Below are 18167 nucleotides of genomic sequence, written 5' to 3'. Positions count from 1 at the left end.
GCGGGCGATGCGGTCATTGCGGCCGCGGCGGCTTCATGCGGCGCCGGAAGGATCGAGCGGCGTGACGACAGTGCCTTCGACCGTCTGCCGGGCTTCATCGACGAGCATGACGGGGATGCCGTCGCGCACCGGGTAAGCGAGTTTATCGGCTTGGCAGATCAGTTCTTGTTGCGCGCGGTCGTAACGGAGTTGCCCCTTGCAAATTGGGCAGACGAGAATTTCAAGCAGGCGTGCGTCCACGGAGTTTCTCCACAACAAGAGCGATAAGGTGGCCAGGCAGCGCGGCTTCGACGGGAACGACCCAAATGCGCGCGTCACGCCAATCGCGCAATTTTACCGCATCCTTTTCGGTGATCAGGATGACGTCGGCCTGCGTTTGCGCGAACGGGTCATCGCGAAACGCGTAATGATCGGGGAGTGCGCGCGTTTCGGGCGCGAGGCCGGCCGCACGCAGCGTCGCAAAAAAACGCTCGGGCGAGCCGATGCCCGCTGCGGCCAGCAGCCGCTCGCCGGCGAATTGCGCAAGCGGCCGGCGCAACGTGGGGTCGGCCAGATGCCAGGCGTCGCCGGGCGTCAGCGTCAGCGCGAACGTATCGGGCCACGGCGGCAATGCGCGGTTGAACGGGTCGTTGACGAGCGTCGCGTCGCGTGCGCGCGAGAGTGGCTCACGCAGCGGGCCGGCCGGCAGCAGGAAGCCGTTGCCGGCGAGACGCTGATCGAATACGACGAGTTCGACATCGCGCGCGAGACCATAGTGCTGCAGACCGTCGTCGCTCACGACGACATCGACGTCGTGATGCGCGGCGACCAACGCCTTGCCGGCGGCGACGCGATCGGGGCAGACCCAGACCGGCGCGCCGGTGCGCCGCGCGATCAGCACGGGCTCGTCGCCAGCCTCTTCGGGATGCGACACGGCGGTGACGGCGCGCGGCGTCGCGAGCCTGGCGCCGTAGCCGCGCGAGACGACGCCTGGCGTAAAACCGGCAGCCCGCAACGCGTCGACCAGCGCGATGACCGTTGGCGTCTTGCCGGTGCCGCCGACGGTCAGGTTGCCAACGATGATCACCGGCACGCCAAGATGCACGCGTTCGCGCCAGCCGAGCGCGAAGCTCGCCCGACGCGCTGCGGCGAGCGCGCCGAAAATCCACGATAAGGGCAAAAGCGCGAACGCGAGCGCCGCACGGCGTTGCCATTCGCGCGTGATCAGCGCCTCGAGCCGCGCTTTGATTGGCGCGGTGCATCGGTCGGCGAACCGGTTCGTCACGCCTATGGGCATATCGTCGGAATCATCAAATATCGGGAGAAAGGAGCAGGCGGCAATCGGAACCCGGCACTCTAGCGCGGCCCGGCTTGGGAGGGCAAGTCGTCCGGCGCGCGGCGAGGCGCCGAACCCGCCGGGCGGCCTGTGGATAACTCTGTGAACAACGCACGGCCGAAACGGCGCAAACGCCGATCAATCAAGGGGCCCATCGGTGGCGAGTGTGCTCTTACAAAATAAAAATCATATAAGAATCAATGGGTTGCTATGTCAGCTTGCGGCTTCGGGCGCGCGTGCTCCGCAACGATGCAATATGTCCTCTATGTGGGAAACCTTGCGCGAAACGACGTTTCTCCGCTGGACGAGCGATGCCTGCGGGGCTTATCGTCTGTCCGGCTAAAAGAACAGGATCCAGCATGCAATCGCGTTCTGCTTTTCCTCCTGCCGGGACCATGGCGGGCCCGGCATCGGGCGGTTTCGACGCCGACGTCGCCGTCCCCGTCTCGGTGCTCAACCGGGCTATCGGCACGATGCTCGAACGGTCGTTTCCGCTCGTGTGGGTGGCCGGCGAGGTGTCGAATTTCACGCGTGCCGCGAGCGGGCATTGGTATTTCTCGATCAAGGATGCGCAAGCGCAAATGCGCTGCGTGATGTTCCGCGGCCGGGCACAGTACGCGGAGTTCATGCCGCGCGAGGGCGACAAGATCGAGGTCCGCGCGCTCGTGACGATGTACGAGCCGCGCGGCGAATTGCAACTGAATGTCGAAGCGGTGCGCCGAACGGGGCTTGGGCGTCTTTATGAGGCATTTTTGCGGTTAAAGACGCAACTCGAGGCCGAGGGGCTTTTTGCGGAAGAAAAAAAACGCGCACTGCCGACGCATCCGCGGGCGATCGGCATCGTCACGTCACTGCAGGCCGCCGCGTTGCGCGATGTGTTGACGACGCTTGGACGGCGCGCCCCGCACATTCCGGTGATCGTCTATCCGGCGCCGGTGCAAGGCGCGGGAGCCGGCGACAAGCTTGCTGCGATGGTGCAGCGGGCCAATGCGCGCCGCGAGGTCGACGTGTTGATCGTCTGCCGCGGCGGCGGCTCGATTGAAGATTTGTGGGCGTTCAACGAAGAAGTGCTGGCGCGCGCCATCGCCGCGAGCGAGCTGCCCGTGGTGAGCGGAGTGGGGCACGAGACCGACGTGACGATTGCCGATTTCGCTGCTGACCTGCGTGCCCCCACGCCGACCGGGGCAGCCGAACTTGTGAGCCCCCAACGCACGCTGCTGCTGCGCGAGCTCGATCAGCGTACAGCGGCGCTTTCGCGCGGCTTCGGTCGGTTGATGGAGCGCCGCGCGCAGCAGCTGGACTGGCTTGCACGCCGGCTTGTGAGCCCGGCCGAGCACTTGCGGCGCCAACGCGTGCATCTCGAGCAACTGCGGGCGCGTCTGGCCGCCGCGGGCACCCGGCCGGTGCGAGACGCGCGTGCACGCTTCGCGCTCGCTCGCTTGCGCTGGCAGCGTTGGCGGCCCGATCTCGATACGTGTCGCAATAGGGTCGCGCAATGTTCGCGAAGGCTTGATGTGGCGCTTGCGCGGTTTAGTGAACGTTACGCCGCCAAGGTAGGCACGTTGTCTGCGCGGCTGGAAGTGCTGAGTCCGCAGCGCACGCTCGAGCGCGGCTATGCGGCGGTGCTCGACGGGCAAACGGGGCGCGCCGTGCGCGAGGCCGCGGCGCTTACGCGCCAGCGTCGCTACACGATGCACTTGGCGCAAGGCGTAGCCGATGTTTCGTTCGCCGACGTGCAGCCGCGTTTGACGGACGGCTTTTGAACGCTTCTTGACTCGTCGCCGCCGCACCGCGCGCATTTTTTACGCTGATTGTTCGATCTTACGGTCATTCCTGCGCAAAAAAGCCGCTGGTTTGCGGGGTTATTCCAACTCGCCTACAATCGAAGGCTCTGAAGCGTTACCACCGACCAAGTCCCCTACACTCGATACAGAAGGAACTGCACCATGGAACATACGCTCCCACCGCTGCCGTTCGCCAAGAACGCGCTTGCTCCGCATATGTCGGAAGAGACGCTCGAATTTCACTACGGCAAGCATCATCAGGCTTATGTCACGAACCTGAATAACCTTATCAAGGGCACGGAGTTCGAAAAGCTGTCCTTGGAAGAGATCATCAAGAAGTCGTCGGGCGGTATTTTCAATAACTCCGCGCAAATCTGGAATCACACCTTCTTCTGGAACGGCCTGTCGCCGAATGGCGGCGGCGCACCAACCGGCGCATTGGCCGACGCGATCAACAAGAAGTGGGGCAGCTTCGATCAATTCAAGGAAGCTTTCTCGAAAGCGGCGATCGGCAACTTCGGCTCCGGCTGGACGTGGCTCGTGAAAAAGGCGGACGGCTCGCTCGACATCGTGTCGACGAGCAACGCCGCCACGCCGCTCACGACGGATGCGAAAGCACTGTTGACGATCGACGTCTGGGAGCACGCCTACTACATCGATTACCGCAATGCGCGGCCGAAGTTTGTCGAGGCATTCTGGAACATCGCGAACTGGGATTTTGCCGCGAAAAACTTCGCATAACGAACGATTCGTGTGGCGTCGAATGAAGGCCCTCTTCGGAGGGCTTTTGATTTTTGGCGCCTAATCGCATTGTTCGATCAACCGATCGCGTTGAGCGATTCGAGTGCTTGCGGTCGTGCGTCTTCGGGGAGATCGTCGATTGCCGATACAACTGCCGTGCGCAAATCGGCCAACTCTTCCAGATTCAGCGATGTATGTGGGTAGTCCTTATTGAAGTCAACCATATGCCCGTACGCTTGAAGAACACCGTTAAATGCGCCAACCCGCGCAGCGGGATCGGGCAGGCTGCCAATCTGGGATGCAAGCGCGGCAAGCGGGTTGGGCCGCATTTCAAACGGAAGCCCGCTGAGGGCATATATACGCGGCTCGTCGCGACGAGTATCCCCAACGATCTGTTTGAGAACCCCGTAAAACGCGGGCCCCCGCCTGGATCTCGGCAATTTGTCGAGCAGCCCGGCTAACCGTGTCAGTTCTGCCTCGTTGCGCCAGATGAGTGTCGGTACCTGACTTAGGCGGCGATCGTATGTCACCACGGAAGGCCGCGCACGCGCGGCCAGGTCGCCCAGGACTCCGATCACACCACTTCGCTGCGAAAAACGATTGGTCGATGACGTCGCCTCGCCGGCATCACCCGCTGCATTTGTAGCATGCCGAACGTGATCGGCTCCGAACCTGTTGAGAAACGATGGCCGCATTTTTGGCTCCTGTCTTCGTCGATCAGTGCACGTTGACTGCCCTCAACCGATCGCGTTAAGCGATTCGAGCGCTTCCGGCCGCGCGTCTTCGGGCAGGTGGTTAATCGCAGATTCAAGTGCTTTGTGCAGTTCGGGCAGCTCGTCTTCCATCTCCATGCGAGTGATCCCCGTGCTGTTGGAGGCGAATTCAATCAAATCTCCGTACGCCTTGAGCACATAGTTAAATTCGCTCACCCGCCTGACAGGGTCAGGCAGGCTGCCAATTTGCGATATAAGCGCAGTCAGCGGCTTCGCTCGTGCGTCTTCGGGCAGGTGGATAATCGCAGATGCAAGTGCTTTGTGCAGTTCGGGGCGCTCTTCTTCCATCTGTTTACGAGTGGTCCCCGTGCTGTTGGACGCGAACGCAGTCAAATCGCGGTACGCCTTGAGCAGCGCATCGTTAAATGCGCTCACCCGCCTGGCAGGTTCGGGCAGGCTGCCAATTTGGGATGCAAGTGCAGTTAGCGGCTTCGTGCGCAATGGCATGGGGAGTCCACTGTAAGGGATCGGGCCATAGGCAGCATCATCGCTAGTCTCCCCAACGATCTGATTGAGGACCTCATTGAATGCGTCCCACCGCCTGGATCTCGGCAGCGTGTCGAGCTGAACCGCAAACCGTGTCAGCTTTTTCTGTGCGTAGGCTTTTCCCGGGACGTTGCTCAGCCGCCGCTCGTATGTCATCACCGAAGGCCGCGCAAGCGCGAGGAGGTCGCTCAGAGCCCCGCCGACACCACTTTGCCGGGAAAAGCGATTCGTCGACGGTTTTGCGTCTCGGGCGTCTTCGCCTGGACTCGCGGCATGCCGAACGTGATCGGCTCCTGATTGTTTGGAAAAAAATGGCCGCATAACGTCCTTCGCACAATGAATAATGAGGGCGCCAAATGTAGCGCTGGAAAGTTGCGCGACCTCGTCAAAGCGCGAATTCAGAGTAGGCGTAGCGAAGTTGCGCCATTTTGTCTCGAACGGATAGGATTGATGCAATAGAGAATACTATGTTCACATAGCTATATAGAAATAGCTATGCTAGAGTAAGCAAATGAACCGTCCCAACGACCTCTTGAATCAAGCCACGCGGCTGCGAGCCCAAATAACGGGATTGGCCCGCCGTCTTCGTCAAGAAGCGCAGCTTGATCCTGTCCAATACTCGCAGCTCGTGGTAATGGGTGCCATCGACCGGCTCGGAAATGGCGTCACGCCCTCGGCCATTTGCGCGGCCGAGCGCATCCGTTCGTCGAATCTCGCGGTGCTGTTACGTGAGCTGGAAGCCGCCGGCTACGTCAAGCGCGACATCGATGCGGAAGACCGCCGCCGCGCGCGGCTGTCGTTGACGACGGCCGGGCGGCGCATGCTGCATGGCAATCGCACGGTGCGCGGCCAGTGGCTCGCATCGGCGATGCTCGAATGTCTGAGCGTCGACGAACGCGCCGTCGTGCTCAAAGCCGGGGAATTGCTTGAACGGCTCGCCCAACTGGGACACGAGCCGCAGCCGCAAACGCCGGCTTCAATCAAGAGGAAACGACCATGAATACCGCTTTCATCGGGCTCGATTACATCGTCGATATCATGCACCCCGATGGCAAGATCGCCCGCAGCGCCGCGCATGCGGCGGCACGCAATGTCATCGAAAATGCGAATCGGGCGCTTGCCATCGCCGCGCAACGCGATTGGTTGAGCGTGCTGGTGAAAGTCGGCTTTGAGCCGGGCTACGCCGACTTGCCGGCCCGCTCGCCCATTTTCGGCCGCGCGCGCGAACTCGGCGCGCTTGCGCTGAATGGCCCCGGCACCGGTTTTCACCCCGCGCTCGATGCGCACGCAGCCAACCTGGTGATCGTCAAGCCCCGCGTGAGCGCGTTTTATGGCACACGTCTCGAGGCCGCGTTGCGTGCGACGCGCATCGAACGGCTCGTGATTGGAGGCGTCAGCACGACCTGGGCCGTGCAGGCGACGGCGCGCGATGGGCACGACCGCGACTACGAAATCTGCATCGTCGAAGACCTATGCGCGGCTGCGTCGGATGATGAGCACGAGCGTTCCATCGATACCTTGCGCGGCATCGCGCGAATCGTGACGGTCGACGACCTCGCAACCCTATAGCGCCCTATAGCCGTGCATGCTGATGCGTCCAGTCTCGCTGCTATGAAAGGAGGGACGATGTCTTCCAGTCCTGATGCTTCCGCACCTGAGCACCGCGATGTCGGCGTGGCGGAGCTGTTCACCGGCTTTCTCGGGCTCGGTCTGATTTCGTTCGGCGGCGCGCTGCCGTTCGTGCGGCGTGCGGTGGTCGAGCAGCGCCGCTGGCTGTCCGCCGACGAGTTCACCGACTTGCTCGGCTTATGTCAGTTTCTGCCGGGCGGCAACGTCATCAACCTGTCCGTTGCCATCGGCATGCGCTTTCGCGGCGCGCTCGGCGCATTCGCGGCCATCTTGGGGCTGATTGCGGCGCCCTCGCTGATCGTCATTGCGCTTGGCATTATCTACGCGAAGACGCAGCACGACCCGATCGTGCGCCATTTGTTCGGCGGGCTCGCCGCAGCGGCTGCCGGCCTGCTCGTTGCGATGGCCATCAAGGTGGCCAAGCCGCTGTTGCGCGCACCCATCGGCGCATTGGTGGCGGCGCTCGCGTTTATTGCGATCGCCATACTGCGTGTGCCGCTGTTGCCGACGATGCTGGCGCTCACGCCGCTTAGCATCGGGCTCGCGTGGTACCGCGCACGCACGTCGCAACGAGGTGCCGCGAAATGAACGGGACACTGCTCGCGTTAGCGACGATATTCAGCCAACTGTCGCTGTTGGCATTCGGCGGCGGCAACACGATCCTGCCGGAAATGCAGCGGCAGGTCGTGCAGGTTCACCAATGGATGAGCGCCGAGCAGTTTTCCTCGTTGTTTGCGCTGGCACAGGCGGCGCCGGGGCCGAACATGATGATTGTCACCATGATCGGTTGGCATGTGGCCGGTTGGCCCGGCTTTCTGGTGTCGACGGTGGCGAAATTCGGGCCGTCTTCGCTCGTCACGGTGGCAACGCTGCACGCGTGGGACCGCTTCAAGGATCGGCCATGGCGGCGCTACGTGCAGCTTGGCATGGCACCTGTGACGGTTGGGCTCGTTGCATCGAGTGCCGCGCTGATTTCGCATGCATCGAATCACACCGTTATTCAATGGGCGATCACGGCCGCGTGCGCCACACTGGCTTATCGCACGCGCTTACATCCGCTCTGGCTGCTGGGCGCGGGCGCGATCATCGGTGCAACCGGTATCGGACAGCTTTAAGAAAGGTCTGCTTCGCTCGCCACGCTCCGCGCGCTCAAAGCAGGTTACGCCGCGCGATATCGTTGAGCACTGCGCGTTCGGCCAGCACTTCGTCGATGAGTCCGTACTTCTTCGCCGCTGCGGCCGACATGAAATTGTCGCGATCGGTATCTTTCGCGATCTGCTCGACAGACTGTCCGGTACGCTCTGCCATCACTTCATTGAGCCGCTCGCGCAGAAACAATACTTCCTTCGCCTGAATCTGAATATCGGCCGCCGTGCCTTGGCTCCCGCCCGACGGTTGATGAATCATGATGCGCGCGTTCGGCAACGCGTAGCGTTTGCCCTTCGCGCCGGCCGTGAGCAGGAATGTGCCCATGCTGGCGGCGAACCCCGTGCACAGCGTCGATACTTCGGGCTTGATGAACTGCATCGTGTCGTAGATGGCGAGCCCGTCGTACACCGAACCGCCAGGCGAATTGATGTAAAAAGAAATATCCTTGTCAGGGTTCTCGGATTCGAGAAACAACATTTGAGCAACGATCAGGCTGGCCGTCTGTTCGTTCACAGGGCCTACGAGAAAGACGATGCGCTCGCGCAAAAGGCGCGAATAAATGTCATAGGCGCGCTCGCCGCGCCCGGTCGTTTCGATGACGGTCGGTACGAGCTGGCTGTATGGATGGGTAGGCATGAGGTCCTCGTGTGAATACCGGAGAGGCGCGCAACGTGCGTGCCTCTCGATTGTGATGACGCACGGATTGCGCTTATTGTGACAACGGCGCGCGTTCGTTGCAGCAACGTGGCGGATGCCGAAAAAAATCGTTGGCTTTGTCACGTTTGAGCACGCTCGAACGTCAACGAACGAGCAGGGCTGTGAAGGATGTACATCGTGATCCGCTCGCAACGCGAGCCTTGGAGCCATTTCGCCTGGAGCGCGAACCATGACGCAACAACCGACCGATAAGACCTTCGATTTCGAATCCGCACGTGCACGGCTGATGTCGATCGCGTGGCGCATGCTCGGCACGCGGGCGGAAGCGGAAGACATCGTACAAGATGCGTGGCTCAAATGGCAGGCCGCCGATGCGCTGGCGGTGCGTTCGCCCGTTGCCTGGCTGACGACGATCACGACGCGGCTTGCAATCGACCGGCTGCGGCGCCTGAGCGCCGAGCAGGCGGCGCGAGAAAATGAATGGCTTCCAGAACCGTGGCGGGACGCATTCATACCGTCCGCGGAGGATGACGTGCTGCGTGCTTCGTCGCTGTCGCATGGGCTGACGCTGCTGTTCGAGCGACTGTCGGCGGATGAGCGCGCCGCTTTCGTTCTTCACGAGGCTTTCGATTGCGACTATGCGCAAGTCGCCGAGGTTATCGGCAAAAATCCCGCACATTGCCGACAACTAGTGCACCGCGCGCGTGAGCGTTTGCAGCGGCCGGCGCGCCCCGCATTCGCCAGCACGCCTAACGAAAGCGCTCGCACGCGCGTGCTGACGCGTCTTGCACAAACGATCGAGCACGGCGATATCGCAGGGGCGATGGAGCTTTTCGGGCAGTCCACGGTTTTCGTTGCCGAGGCCGCGCCTGGCGAGACTGCGGTGGCTGTCTCGCCGGAGAATGCACCTGTGCAAGCCGCCGCCGCACTGATGAGCGCGGCCGACACACTGGGCAGCGGCGTTTTTGTCGAGGCTCAAACGTTGACCATGCGCGAGGACGTGGGCTATGTCGCGCTGCTGGTCGATGGGCAAATCGCAGCGTTGCTTGCGGTGTCGTTCGCGGGGATCGCGGGCATCGCGGGTATTGCGATTGGCCGCGTCGAACTCGTCACCGATGCCGTCTGCCTTGCTGCGATGAATCGGATGTTCGGGCGGCGTGCGATTGCGGCAACGCTGGCACGCATTTGCTCGCGTGCCATGCCGCTCGCATGCACCGTTAAGCTTTGAGGTTCGATTCAGGTATAGGTGAGCCGCGCTTGGTCGCCGATGCGATCACCTGCCCCGCGAGCCCGATTCCCAGTTGATATCGACACACAGCACGTGCAAGCCATCGGCCGTTTGTACCGCAATCGATGCGGTCACGCAAAGGTGCGCTTCGTTGATCGACAGATAAGGCGCCGTCAAATGGACGAGCCCAGGCGTGCGCACCGCCTCGATGAAGTAGGGGCGCCGCTCCCAGCTCGCGCCCTCCGAGTGCAGCAACGGGCGAAAGCGCTTCGCCCGGCGCGACACGCGGCGTCCCGGCGGCACGAGGTTATCGCCGATCTGCCGACCCTGCCCATCCAGCAAAAAGCAGCGCGCGGTATCGGCCAAGACGAGTGCGGGCTGCGCGGCCTCGTCGAGCGGTTTGCCTGCGGCGATATGCGCACACGCTTGCTCGAGCGCGGCGACATACGGGGCCAGCCGGGCCGCCTGCGCCCGTTCGCGCGCCGCGACGCGCTCGCGCAAAGCTGCTGATAGCGCGTCCATCACATTCGCCGCCACGCGCGGTTCGACCGGGTTCGTGCTCGGGCCCGCGAAGTAAGCGCCTTGCATGAAATCGACATTGCACTCGAGCGCGATCAGCGCCTCGCGTTCCGTCGACAGCCCGCCCATCAGCACTAGTCGCCCCGATTCATGCAGCAGCGATACGAGCCCCGGCAGCACCCGCTCGATGTGAGAATGTTCGCTCGCCTCCGCAAGGATGATTCGGTCGAGTGTGACGATATCGGGCTGCAGATGCCAGACGCGGTCGATGTTCGAGTGCTTCGCGCCGAACCCGCCCAGTGCGATCAGAAACCCCGATTTGCGCAGCGAGTCGATGATCGCCGCGAACCGGCTTGTTTCGCCGCCGGCCTGCTCCGGCACTTCGAGCACGACACGCTGCGGGGGCAGGCCGAGTGCCTTGAGGCCGGCGAGCAGAGAGTCGCCGTAGCTCGTGTCCATCAGCGCAGCCGGGTGCAGGCTCAGGAAAAGCCATTCGTCGTGACTGTCGAATGCGCTGAAGTTGCCGAGGTGCAGCGATTCGGCGAGCCGTCCGAGTTCGAGCAGATCGCCGCGCCGCGCCGCCTGTGTGAACACCTCATGCGAACGGACTTGCCGCTCGTCTTCGTCGTGCGCGCGCAGCGACGCGTGATAGCCGATCGCGCGCCGGTGCGAAACCGAGAACACCGGTTGGAAGACGCTGAACACCGTGTAGCCGCCATAAACGACGGTATGCTGGGCGCCCGCATCGCCCGCAACTGGACGCGGCGGCTGAAAGCCGGGAGGATCGAGATCGATCATGCTGAGTCGAAAGCTGGACGGGAACGTGAGAAAGCGCAGCGCGATGCAAATCGCATTTTACTGCACTGCGGGACGCAGCAAAAATCATGCGCAAGATCGATGCCTACGCTGATGTGCGGATTCAACAACGCGTTGCGCCCGCGGGCCGCACTGCGCCTGCGTTTGCTGCACCGCGCAGGTGCGTCGAGCGCCCCGCGTTGGTTCAGCTGGCTGGCGGTGCGAGGAGCCCACCGGGGCTGTTCAAACCACCAGCTCGGCCTTGGGCGCGGTGTCGGGCGCGAGCGTCATCGCGCGGGCGAAAAATGTGCGGGCGCGCGGATCGTCAGCAAACGCCGCATTGATGCGCAGCCAGGGGCTCGTTTGTCCGTGCGGCCGAAAGTAACTGCCGGGGGCAACCACGACACCACATGACGCTGCACATTCGACGAGCCGTTGCGAGTCCTCGATATGCGGCGTGCGCGCCCATACGAACTTGCCGCCAAGCGGTGTCGTGAAGAGCTGCCAGCCGAGCGATTCGAGCGTGCGCGCGGTGACGCCGAGCGCCTCGCTCATGCGCCGGCGCAATCGTTCGAGAAACTTGTGATAAGCGCCGCGCTCGAGCATCGCGAGAGCCACCGCTTCGGCGAAGAGCGACCCGCCGATGCTCGTGAGCACCTTGATGTCAGCAAGGTCCTTGACGATTGCGCGATCGGCCACGATGAAGCCGATCCGCAGTGACGACGACAGCGTCTTCGACAGCCCGCCGATATAGATCACGTGTTCGAGCTGATCGAGCGCGGCGAGCCTATCACTCGCATCGGTCTGGAAGTCGGCGTAAATGTCGTCTTCAATGATTTTGAAATCGTATTCGCGCGCAAGCTGCAGCAGCCGGAACGCAACTGAAGGCGCAACGACCGTTCCGGTCGGATTGTGAAAGACGGTGTTGATGAACATCGCGCGTGGACGATGGCGTCTGAGTTCGGCCTGTAGCACGTCGAGATCGGGGCCCATGCTCGTTCGTGGAATGCCGACCACATTCACGCCGTGCAACTTTAGGAGTCCGAACAAGTTGTAGTAGCCCGGGTCTTCGACGAACATCGTGTCGCCTGCCTTGAGCAAATAGCGTACGAGCAAGTCGACCGCCTGGCTCGCGCCGCTTGTCACGAGTACTTGCGACGCATCGGCATGAATGCCCAACTGCGCAGTGCGCGCCCGCAGGTGGTCTCGCAAGGTGGCGTCGCCGAGCGGGGTCGCGTAATCGATCGTCGACAGACGGTCGGTGCGCGTGACGTGGCGGATCGCCTGCGCGATGCCCTCCATATCGCGCCACGCCTCGGGCATGAATCCGCTCGCGAGCTTGAGCGTATCCCCGGGCTGGTTGAACTGCTGCATGATGTAGTTCGACTCGTCCTCGGCCCGGCGCGGGTCCGAGACACCACCGTGATCGAGTGCGGCGTGCGAGCGGCCGCTCACATAAAAGCCGGAGCCGTGGCGCGATTCGATATAGCCGAGCGCGACAAGCCGGTCGTACGCTTCGATCACGGGAAAGCGGCTGATGCCGTATTCCACCGACAGCGCGCGAATTGACGGCAGCTTCGCACCCACATGCGCTTCGCGTGAGCGAATCCAGCATTCGATGCCTGCGACGATCTGATCGGTGAGCGGCACGCCGCTGCCGCGCTCGAGTTCAAGCTTCATTGCGTTCTCTTCTGACTGTTCGGTAATTTGACCGAACAGTTTTGCTGAAACTGTTCGGAAGTGTGCATGTGATTGTAGACCGCAGCCCGCAATAATGCATCAACGGCATTTGCTTTTTTCAAAGGGGGCTGCGATGCGCGAAATCCGTACGATCGAAATGGAACACGATGAGCCGGCCGCCGCCTGGCGTGTCGCGAGCCCGCTTGCGGTCACGGTGACGGCGGGACAACTGTGGCTCACCGTCGAACACGATAGCGAGGATTACTGGCTCGAGGCTGGCCAATCGTTCGTTCTGCAGGCCGGCGCGCGCGCATGGTTGGGTGCGGGGCGCGATGGTATGCAAGTGGCGGTAACGCACGCTGAGGCTCGCGCTCGGGCAAGTGTGGTGCCGCGGCGGCAGCGCTGGTTGCCGCGCTGGCTTCAGGCCGTTCGCGCGTCGCTTGCTTGATCGATATCGGCGTCGCTCTTAGACTGGTGCGTCCGCCCCACGTTTAACGTCCCGCATTCGGAGGCCGTCGATCATGTCACCGCATCTCGCGCTCGAGCATCTCTGGTCGCTGGCCGGTTGCGCACCGTCCGCGCTCGACGATATTCGGTTCGAAGGAGCCGATCCCGGTCTGCCGTCGGTGTACCGCGTCGGTACGCTGGCGTGCGCGACCATCGGCGCGGCCGCGCTGGCGGCGGCGCAGTGCCACAAGCTGCGTACCGGGCGAGCGCAGCGTGTCGATGTCGCGATGCGACGCGCGCTCGTCGCGTTTCGCAGCGAACGCTACCTGCGGGTGAACGATGGCCCCGCGCCCGAGTTGCGCGATCCGTTGACCGGATTCTACGAAACGCGGGATGGCCGCTGGATACAACTGCACACGAACTTCGCGCATCACCGCGAAGGCGTCGTCAAACTGCTTAGGTGTACGAACGATCGCGACGCGGTGGCTGCTGCGATTCGCGGCTGGGATGCCGCTGTCCTTGACGAGACACTCGCCAACCCGGGACTCTGCGCGGCGATGATCCGCACGCCGCGCGAGTGGGCCGCGCATCAGCAGGCTGCAGCGATCACGGCGTTGCCGTTGTTCGACATCGAGCGCATCGGCGATGCGCCGCCGATGCCGATCGGCCGCCACGATGCGCTCGACACCGCCAGTCGGCCGCTTGCCGGCACGCGCGTGCTCGATTTGAGCCGGATTATCGCGGGGCCGGTGGCCGGGCGCACGCTTGCGCAACATGGCGCCGAGGTCTTGCTGATCAACGGTCCGCATCTGCCGAATATCGCGCCGCTCGTGATTGACAATGGGCGCGGCAAACGTTCGGCGGTACTTGATCTACGCGATGCCGCGGGCCGGGAAATCTTGCGTGAGCTTGCCAGCTCGACTGATGTTTTTTTGCAGGGCTATCGGCCGGGTGCGCTCGACGCGCGCGGTTTTTCTCCGGATGCGCTCGCGCGCGCGAAGCCCGGCATTGTCTACGTTTCCGTGAGCGCATATGGACATGCCGGCCCGTGGCGCGGCCGCCGCGGCTTCGACAGCCTTGTGCAGTCGGCGACCGGCATCGCCTGGACAGAGGGCGGTGCGGTTGCCAGCGCGATGCCGAAGCATCTGCCGTGTCAGGCGCTCGATCATGCAACCGGGTATCTGGCGGCGTTCGGCGCGATGGTCGCGTTGCAGCGTCGTGCGCGCGAGGGCGGCAGTTGGCATGTGCGTGTTTCGCTCGCGCAGACGGGGCACTGGCTGCAATCGTTCGATACGCTCGACGATGGCTGGCGCACCGCTGACGTGACGCTTGACGATGTGCGCGATGCGATGGAATCGACCGAAACATCTTTTGGCCGTGTGCTGGCGGCGGCGCCTGCCGAGCGGATGGACGAGACGCCGCCTCGTTACGATCGCCCGCCGGTTGCTATCGGCGCCGACGAGCCTTGTTGGCTTGCTTAGCCATCAGCGGAACCTCGGTTACTTGCGCAGTTCCGCAACGAAGTCGTAGTAGTCGTTGCGGCAGTAAGTATCGGTAAGTTCGATCGCGCGTTGATCTGCCGAATAGCCGATGCGCGTGATCAACAGCAGCGCGTCATGCGGCGCGATGCCCATTTGCCGGGCGATTTCTTCACTCGCGTTGACTGCTCTGAAGTGCTGCAACGCGCGCACGATCGCAAGGCCGCGCTGTTCGAGGTAGCTATAGAGCGAGTCGCCGATGGCGTTCGGGTCGGGTATGACCGAGGCGGGCAGCGTCGAATTTTCGACGGCCATCACGATGCCGTCGGCCAGGCGCAAGCGTTTCAAGCGCGTGACCGCGGCGGCCGGCGATAAACCGAGCTGAATCACTTCGTCGCGGCTGGCCTGCTGGATTTCACGCGAGAGCCATTTCGAACTTGGCACGAAGCCACGGCGCCGCAGCATCTCGTTGAAACTCGAAAGTTGCGACAGAGGGTCGTCATAGCGCGGGGTAATGAAGCTGCCCGCGCCCTGCGTGCGGCGGATGAGCCCTTGCTCCACGAGCAGCGCGAGGGCCTTGCGCGCGGTGATGCGCGACACGCCGAGCGCATCTGAAAGCACGCGCTCGGACGGCAATGCTTCTCCGGCGTTCCAGCGACTTTTGTGGATCGCTTCTCCGAGCTTGCGGGCCAGCTGGAGGTAAAGCGGTGTGTCGTTATCCGGGTCCGGGCGCAAATCGCGCCAGCGGTCTTCCGAGGGTGCATTCATGGACTATGCGCGACGAGGGGCAAGCGGCAATTTTATGTCATCGGAGCACGCCATACGCGAGTCCGGCCGCAAGAATTGTTGCTAACCGCTACACTCGGACGATTCTTTCGGACGTTTGAAGGAGGCCGCGATGAGCACTGATGGCATCTGCGTGACGTTGCCGAACGGCGAAAGCGTCGCCAAGCTTGGGCAGGGCACCTGGGAAATGGGAGAACGCCGGGCGGCGCGCGAAGCCGAGATTGCAGCGCTGCGCGAAGGCATCGCGCTTGGCATGAACGTCATCGATACCGCCGAAATGTACGGCGAGGGTACGACCGAGACGCTGATCGGCGAAGCCCTCGCCGGTTTGCGCGACGAGGTCTTTCTCGTCAGCAAGGTCTATCCGCACAATGCGAGTCGCCGCGGAGTGGCGGCCTCATGCGAGGCCAGCCTCAGACGGCTAAAGACCGATCGCCTCGATCTCTATTTGCTGCATTGGCCTGGCTCGATCGCGCTCGAAGAGACGGTGGAGGGTTTCGAGGCCTTGCGTCGTGCTGGGAAAATTCGTCATTGGGGGGTGAGCAATTTCGACGTCGACGACATGGAGGCGCTCGTTGCCGCGGGCGGCTCGGCGTGCGCCACGAATCAGATTCTGTATAACGTCGCGCGACGCGGACCGGAGTTCGATTTGCTGCCGTGGATGCGCGCGCGCGATATGCCAGCGATGGCGTATAGCCCGATCGATCATATGCGTTTGCCGAAGCGCTCGGTGCTCGACGAGATCGCGCAATCGCGACAGGTGTCGATGACCACGATCGCGCTGGCATGGGTGCTCGAGCAACCGGGCGTCTGTGCCATTCCCAAAGCGGGGAATATCGAGCACGTGCGTGAGAACAGGCGCGCGCTCGACATTCGATTAACGAATAGCGAGCGCGCGATGATCGACGCGCAGTTTGCGCCGCCCGGAGCGAAACGGCCTCTCGACATGCTGTGACGTGACAGAGGGGCTTGGCACTACGCGGCGCAAAGCCGCCGCGTCGTGCTAAGGGCATCAGTGACTGCCACCGTGGCCACCGTTGTTGCCGCCGTTGCCGCCGTTGCCGCCGTTGCCGTTGTTGCCGCCGTTGCCGTTGCTGCCGCCGTTGCCGTTGTTGCCGTTGTTGCCGTTGCTGCCGCCGCTGCCACCGCTGCCACCGCTGCCACCGCCGCTGCCGCTGCCACCGCTGCCACCGCTGCCACCGCTGCCACCGCTGCCACCGCTGCCACCGCTGCCACCGCTGCCACCGCCGTTACCACCGCCGTTACCACCGCCGTTACCACCGCCATGGCCGCCGCCGTTGCCGCCGCCGTTACCACCGCCATGGCCGCCGCCGTTACCACCGCCGTTGCCACCGCCGTTACCACCGCCGTTACCACCGCCATGGCCGCCGCCGTTACCACCGCCGTTACCACCGCCGTTGCCACCGCCATGGCCGCCGCCGTTGCCGCCACCATGACCACCGCCGTTGCCGCCGCCGTTGCCGCCACCATGACCACCGCCGTTGCCGCCGCCGTCGCCGCCACCATGGCCACCACCGTTGCCGCCACCATGGCCGCCACCGCCGCCATGGCCACCGCCGTCGCCGCCACCATGGCCACCGCCGCCACCGCCGCCATGGCCACCGCCGTCGCCGCCACCATGGCCACCGCCGTCGCCGCCACCATGGCCACCGCCGTCGCCGCCACCATGCCGCCACCGCCTGTGCCACCACCGCCCGTGCCACCACCGCCCGTGCCGCCACCGCCCGTGCCGCCACCGCCTGTGCCGCCACCGCCTGTGCCGCCACCGCCCGTGCCGCCACCGCCCGTGCCGCCACCGCCCGTGCCGCCACCGCCCGTGCCGCCACCGCCTGTGCCGCCACCGCCTGTGCCGCCACCGCCCGTGCCGCCACCGCCCGTGCCGCCACCGCCTGTGCCGCCACCGCCCGTGCCACCACCGCCCGTGCCACCACCGCCCGTGCCACCACCGCCCGTGCCACCACCGCCCGTGCCACCACCGCCTGTGCCGCCACCGCCCGTGCCGCCACCGCCTGTGCCACCACCGCCTGTGCCACCACCGCCCGTGCCACCACCGCCCGTGCCACCACCACCCGACGCGCCACCGCCAGAACCACCACCGCCAGAACCACCACTACCGTTGTCGCCGCCACCGCCCGAGCCGCCCGAGCCGCCCGAGCCGCCATTACCGCCGCGTCCGCCGCCTCCTGTCACGCCACCGGCTGCGCTGCCGGCCGCGGCACCACTTTCGGTGCCACCGACGTCAACCGTCGATAACTTAAGACAGGCTTCCGACGTCGGATCGGCCGCACATGGGCCTGCCGCATTCGATCCGCCTGCCGATTCTGTTTGCGCCAATTGCACTCGAAGTGCTGCGGCTTCGGCGCCACCGTCGTCTCCCACCACTGCGTTTGTCGTAATAAGCCACCGCGCCACCGTATCGTCGAACTCAGCGGCCTGTGCGTGTCCGCCGAAAACAAGTGCGATTGCACTCGCAAGCGCTCCCCCGAGTGCTTTCGCATTTATGTAGGAGTCCTTACTAATTTTCTTGATCTTCATCTGTTGATCCCCCGAAGGGAACAGCGGTCAAATGCCGCCGTCGTCCCATCGCCCGCCGGGCGAACACGGCAAGGCTCGACTTCGTCCACGGGTCGGGCAGCGCACGAGAACACATGCACGCGTGCCATCGCTATCCACCATGGC

Annotated in this window: 19 protein-coding genes; 10 read left to right on the top strand and 9 right to left on the bottom strand. The window is 63.8% G+C overall.

What is annotated here, in order from left to right:
- Positions 1–33 precede the first annotated feature (33 nt).
- The gene (locus tag ACSQ20_RS15935; RefSeq protein ID WP_436021587.1) at positions 34–240 is read right to left on the bottom strand and encodes a Trm112 family protein; all 207 of its coding nucleotides are present in this window, start codon (positions 238–240) and stop codon (positions 34–36) included.
- Complete coding sequence (gene lpxK, locus ACSQ20_RS15930; protein ID WP_436021585.1) at positions 221–1276, bottom strand: tetraacyldisaccharide 4'-kinase; 1056 nt, start codon at positions 1274–1276, stop codon at positions 221–223. The genes ACSQ20_RS15935 and lpxK overlap by 20 nt, the downstream gene beginning before the upstream one ends.
- 398 nt (positions 1277–1674) lie before the next feature.
- Here lpxK and xseA point away from each other — a divergent pair, with 398 nt between their 5' ends.
- Entirely contained in the window at positions 1675–3078 is a 1404-nt protein-coding gene (gene xseA / locus ACSQ20_RS15925; RefSeq protein WP_436021583.1) for an exodeoxyribonuclease VII large subunit, read from the top strand.
- Between the two features lie 183 nt (positions 3079–3261).
- Positions 3262–3840 carry a superoxide dismutase [Fe] gene (gene sodB, locus ACSQ20_RS15920; protein WP_436021581.1) on the top strand — a complete coding sequence of 193 codons (579 nt, stop codon included), beginning with the start codon at positions 3262–3264 and terminating at the stop codon, positions 3838–3840.
- Positions 3841–3917: 77 nt separating this feature from the next.
- On the opposite strand, the gene ACSQ20_RS15915 is transcribed toward sodB, so the two are convergent.
- Both ACSQ20_RS15915 and ACSQ20_RS15910 read right to left on the bottom strand, forming a co-directional pair.
- Positions 3918–4169, bottom strand: a complete 252-nt coding sequence (locus tag ACSQ20_RS15915; protein WP_436021579.1) for a hypothetical protein — start codon at positions 4167–4169, stop codon at positions 3918–3920.
- 408 nt (positions 4170–4577) lie between these two features.
- The gene (locus ACSQ20_RS15910; RefSeq protein WP_436021577.1) at positions 4578–5555 is read right to left on the bottom strand and encodes a hypothetical protein; all 978 of its coding nucleotides are present in this window, start codon (positions 5553–5555) and stop codon (positions 4578–4580) included.
- A 55-nt stretch (positions 5556–5610) separates the two neighbouring features.
- Here ACSQ20_RS15910 and ACSQ20_RS15905 point away from each other — a divergent pair, with 55 nt between their 5' ends.
- From ACSQ20_RS15905 to ACSQ20_RS15890, 4 genes are read left to right on the top strand one after another with little or no spacing between them, the layout of a single operon-like run.
- Positions 5611–6099 carry a MarR family winged helix-turn-helix transcriptional regulator gene (locus ACSQ20_RS15905; RefSeq protein WP_436021575.1) on the top strand — a complete coding sequence of 163 codons (489 nt, stop codon included), beginning with the start codon at positions 5611–5613 and terminating at the stop codon, positions 6097–6099.
- Positions 6096–6668, top strand: a complete 573-nt coding sequence (locus tag ACSQ20_RS15900) for an isochorismatase family cysteine hydrolase (RefSeq protein ID WP_436021573.1) — start codon at positions 6096–6098, stop codon at positions 6666–6668. Before ACSQ20_RS15905 ends, ACSQ20_RS15900 begins: the two co-directional genes overlap by 4 nt.
- A gap of 57 nt (positions 6669–6725) precedes the next feature.
- Positions 6726–7316, top strand: a complete 591-nt coding sequence (locus ACSQ20_RS15895) for a chromate transporter (RefSeq protein ID WP_436021571.1) — start codon at positions 6726–6728, stop codon at positions 7314–7316.
- Positions 7313–7843, top strand: a complete 531-nt coding sequence (locus ACSQ20_RS15890) for a chromate transporter (protein ID WP_436021569.1) — start codon at positions 7313–7315, stop codon at positions 7841–7843. Before ACSQ20_RS15895 ends, ACSQ20_RS15890 begins: the two co-directional genes overlap by 4 nt.
- A 34-nt stretch (positions 7844–7877) precedes the next feature.
- On the opposite strand, the gene clpP is transcribed toward ACSQ20_RS15890, so the two are convergent.
- Complete coding sequence (clpP, locus tag ACSQ20_RS15885; RefSeq protein WP_436021567.1) at positions 7878–8513, bottom strand: ATP-dependent Clp endopeptidase proteolytic subunit ClpP; 636 nt, start codon at positions 8511–8513, stop codon at positions 7878–7880.
- A 250-nt stretch (positions 8514–8763) separates the two neighbouring features.
- On the opposite strand from clpP, the gene ACSQ20_RS15880 reads away from it, so the two are divergent.
- Positions 8764–9762 carry a sigma-70 family RNA polymerase sigma factor gene (locus ACSQ20_RS15880; protein WP_436021565.1) on the top strand — a complete coding sequence of 333 codons (999 nt, stop codon included), beginning with the start codon at positions 8764–8766 and terminating at the stop codon, positions 9760–9762.
- A 45-nt stretch (positions 9763–9807) separates the two neighbouring features.
- Here ACSQ20_RS15880 and ACSQ20_RS15875 read toward each other — a convergent pair whose 3' ends face one another.
- Positions 9808–11079, bottom strand: a complete 1272-nt coding sequence (locus ACSQ20_RS15875; RefSeq protein ID WP_436021563.1) for an EAL domain-containing protein — start codon at positions 11077–11079, stop codon at positions 9808–9810.
- A 240-nt stretch (positions 11080–11319) separates the two neighbouring features.
- Positions 11320–12756: a PLP-dependent aminotransferase family protein gene (locus ACSQ20_RS15870; protein WP_436021561.1), complete on the bottom strand. Its 1437-nt coding sequence runs from the start codon at positions 12754–12756 to the stop codon at positions 11320–11322.
- A gap of 133 nt (positions 12757–12889) precedes the next feature.
- Here ACSQ20_RS15870 and ACSQ20_RS15865 point away from each other — a divergent pair, with 133 nt between their 5' ends.
- The gene (locus ACSQ20_RS15865; protein ID WP_436021559.1) at positions 12890–13204 is read left to right on the top strand and encodes a DUF2917 domain-containing protein; all 315 of its coding nucleotides are present in this window, start codon (positions 12890–12892) and stop codon (positions 13202–13204) included.
- A 73-nt stretch (positions 13205–13277) separates the two neighbouring features.
- Positions 13278–14684, top strand: coding sequence for a CoA transferase (locus ACSQ20_RS15860; RefSeq protein WP_436021557.1), 1407 nt, complete (start codon positions 13278–13280; stop codon positions 14682–14684).
- Between the two features lie 18 nt (positions 14685–14702).
- Here the strand turns inward: ACSQ20_RS15860 and ACSQ20_RS15855 are convergent, their stop codons facing one another.
- Positions 14703–15449, bottom strand: coding sequence for a GntR family transcriptional regulator (locus ACSQ20_RS15855; RefSeq protein ID WP_436021555.1), 747 nt, complete (start codon positions 15447–15449; stop codon positions 14703–14705).
- A 130-nt stretch (positions 15450–15579) separates the two neighbouring features.
- Between ACSQ20_RS15855 and ACSQ20_RS15850 the strand changes: the two genes are divergently transcribed.
- Positions 15580–16422: an aldo/keto reductase gene (locus tag ACSQ20_RS15850; protein ID WP_436021553.1), complete on the top strand. Its 843-nt coding sequence runs from the start codon at positions 15580–15582 to the stop codon at positions 16420–16422.
- A 20-nt stretch (positions 16423–16442) separates the two neighbouring features.
- Here ACSQ20_RS15850 and ACSQ20_RS15845 read toward each other — a convergent pair whose 3' ends face one another.
- The gene (locus tag ACSQ20_RS15845) at positions 16443–18023 is read right to left on the bottom strand and encodes a hypothetical protein (protein ID WP_436021551.1); all 1581 of its coding nucleotides are present in this window, start codon (positions 18021–18023) and stop codon (positions 16443–16445) included.
- Between the last annotated feature and the right edge of the window lie 144 nt (positions 18024–18167).

Source organism: Trinickia sp. LjRoot230 (assembly GCF_964253315.1).
Classification (GTDB): Bacteria; Pseudomonadota; Gammaproteobacteria; order Burkholderiales; family Burkholderiaceae; genus Trinickia.
This window is presented reverse-complemented; position numbering and strand designations above follow the sequence as displayed.